A 2,397-nucleotide genomic window follows, 5' to 3' on the forward strand; every position below is an offset into this window, starting at 1 on the left:
GCCGCGCCCCCAGCGAAAAGACGTCCCTGTAACACGTCTTACAACTCGATTTCATCGAGCACACTAGACCACATTAAGAGGTGAATCATGGCGAAGGCCCCGAAACACTGCATAGCCCTGGACGACGATTTGCAGGAAAGCCCCTGGGGCCGACTCTTTGTCGATGACAGCACCGGGGACACCTTTGACCTGCGCGGGGTGAATGTCATCCACTTCAGCACGGATACCGTGCGCCAGCTCTACCGGGGACGGCTGCAACCGCATATCCTGGCCCTGTTCGAGGAACCGGGTATCATCGATTTCGCCGGCAAGCGCTGGTCCGCCGGACGGATCGGGCGGGACTCCGGGTATCAGTACCGCCTGCAGAACGCCGATTTGGGCGTGATCCTGCTGATCAAGTCCTTCCACGCCAAGGACGACGCCATCGGCACTCACCTCAAAATCGAGGTGTCCCCCCACTGCATCCAGGCCCACAGTCCGCGCGAGCTGCAAATCCTCATGGATGACTTGGCCGACCAGGTGCTGACGCACGCCACGGCCCATCAGGCCGCCGTTCATATCGCCATGGACGTGCAAGGCTGGGCACCACCCCAGGATTTCCAACCGCACCTACACTGCCGATCCCGGCGCGTGCGCCAGTACGACGGCATCGACAATATCGAGTGGGCCAGTGCCAGCGCTACCTATGGCCGTGGGGAGTCCTGGCTGTTTGGCTCTCCTTCCGGCATTCAGTTGGCCGTGTACGACAAGACCAAGGAAGCCATCGCCAAGGATAAACTCGACTACTGGCGCAGCGTGTGGAGCCAGGCCGACGGCTATCAGGAAGAACGCCAGGTGTTCCGGATCGAGTTCCGGTTCCACCACTCCATCGTCGAGCAGTTCTCGCAAGGCTCCGTGGACTACCAGACCGGCGCCGTGGTCGATTTCCACGACTATGCCAGCCTCCATGATCACCTGGACGCCCTGTGGCGCTATGGCTGCGACGCCTACCGCTACCTCCGCCGTCCCGGCCTGTATGACCCGTTCTGGACCGTGGTAAGCCGTCAGGCCCTGCCCCTGGACCCGCAACCGGTGAAGTACAAGCGCTACCACAAGACCGCCTCCGGGTTCAGCGGCAAGAACGTGGAGTTGCTACTCGGCAACTTCATCAGCTGCGCCGCCCGCCACCGCTTGTCCGCCTGCCAAGCGTGGAAAGCCCTTGAGTCCCTACCCTTCTTCGACGTCATCGAAGACCACTACCGCGCCAAGGGTAAAAACACCTACGACCTGAGGCGACACATAAGACAACTACTGGAAGAACGCATAGTCCGCTGGGGGCAAGCCATATGATCAAACAACTGCCGGACGGCCGGTGGCTGGTGGATGTTGAGCCGGTCAAAGGGCATCGGCGCCGAAAGCGCTTCAATACCAAGGGGGAAGCCAAACGATTCGAGGCGCATATCAGGACCACGCTTCGGGACACGGCACCATGGGAGTTACCGCGCAAGGACAACCGTAGCTTGTGGGATCTGGCGCAGCGATGGTACGACCTCCACGGCAAAACACTAAAGGCCGGGAAAAAACGCCTTCCGCTTCTGAAAATGGCGTCGGATGCGTTGGCCTGCCCTGCCGACCGCGTGAAGCCGTTAAGGTATCTGGAGTACCGTAATCGCCGCTTGGAAAACGGGACTCACCCCAAGACATTGAATAATGAGCTTGGCTTCATCAATGCGGTGTACAACAAGCTGCACCGACTGGGGGATATCAGTTACCCCAATCCCCTGTCCACCGTGGAACCGCTCAAAGTCGAACAACGGGAACTGTCCTGGCTCACGCTGCCGCAAATAGCGCTGCTACTTTCTAAAACTGACGAAAGCCCCAATCCGCACCTTTCCATGGTGACCAAGGTTTGCCTGTCCATTGGTGCCCGTTGGGGGGAAGTACAGTATTTAAGGGTGTCTCAACTGCGTTCCGGGATGATTACCCTGAGCCTGACCAAATCCGGCAAGGTCCGATCCATTCCCATATCCGATGATTTCGAAAAAGAGTTGCGGGCCCATTTCCAGGCACACGGGAATCTGGCGGCCACGTTGAAGGGGTTTCGGGTAGCGCTCCGCAAATCCGGCATTGAACTGCCGAGGGGGCAGGCAAGCCACGTGCTGCGGCACACCTTCGCGGCGCACTTCGTGATGAACGGGGGGAACATTCTTACGCTACAGAAGATACTTGGCCACGCGTCCATCAACATGACGCTGCGCTATGCCCACCTGGCGCCGGATCATCTGCGAGAAGCCATCTCACTTAACCCATTTTCGACACTTCATCGACAGTAGGCACAAACGAAAAAGCCTTGCCCGGAAAATCTCTTTCCAGAACAAGGCTTTACGTTTCTCTCGTTTGGTCGGGACGGGAGGATTC

The 2,397-nt window shown here is 58.8% G+C and carries 2 protein-coding genes; both read left to right on the forward strand.

Annotation, left to right across the window (positions count from 1 at the left end):
- Positions 1–87: 87 nt before the first annotated feature.
- The gene (locus A6D6_RS21535; RefSeq protein WP_159661843.1) at positions 88–1,329 is read left to right on the forward strand and encodes a phage replication initiation factor; all 1,242 of its coding nucleotides are present in this window, start codon (positions 88–90) and stop codon (positions 1,327–1,329) included.
- Complete coding sequence (locus A6D6_RS21540) at positions 1,326–2,312, forward strand: phage integrase (protein ID WP_159661844.1); 987 nt, start codon at positions 1,326–1,328, stop codon at positions 2,310–2,312. Before A6D6_RS21535 ends, A6D6_RS21540 begins: the two co-directional genes overlap by 4 nt.
- Positions 2,313–2,397: the final 85 nt, after the last annotated feature.

Source organism: Alcanivorax xiamenensis, assembly GCF_009846745.1.
Taxonomy (GTDB): Bacteria; Pseudomonadota; Gammaproteobacteria; order Pseudomonadales; family Alcanivoracaceae; genus Alloalcanivorax; species Alloalcanivorax xiamenensis.

Excerpts from the sequence above, each read along its gene's own strand:
- A6D6_RS21540 (WP_159661844.1), top strand. The coding sequence starts at position 1,326 with ATGATCAAACAACTGCCGGACGGCCGGTGGCTGGTGGATGTTGAGCCG.
- A6D6_RS21535 (WP_159661843.1), top strand. The coding sequence starts at position 88 with ATGGCGAAGGCCCCGAAACACTGCATAGCCCTGGACGACGATTTGCAG.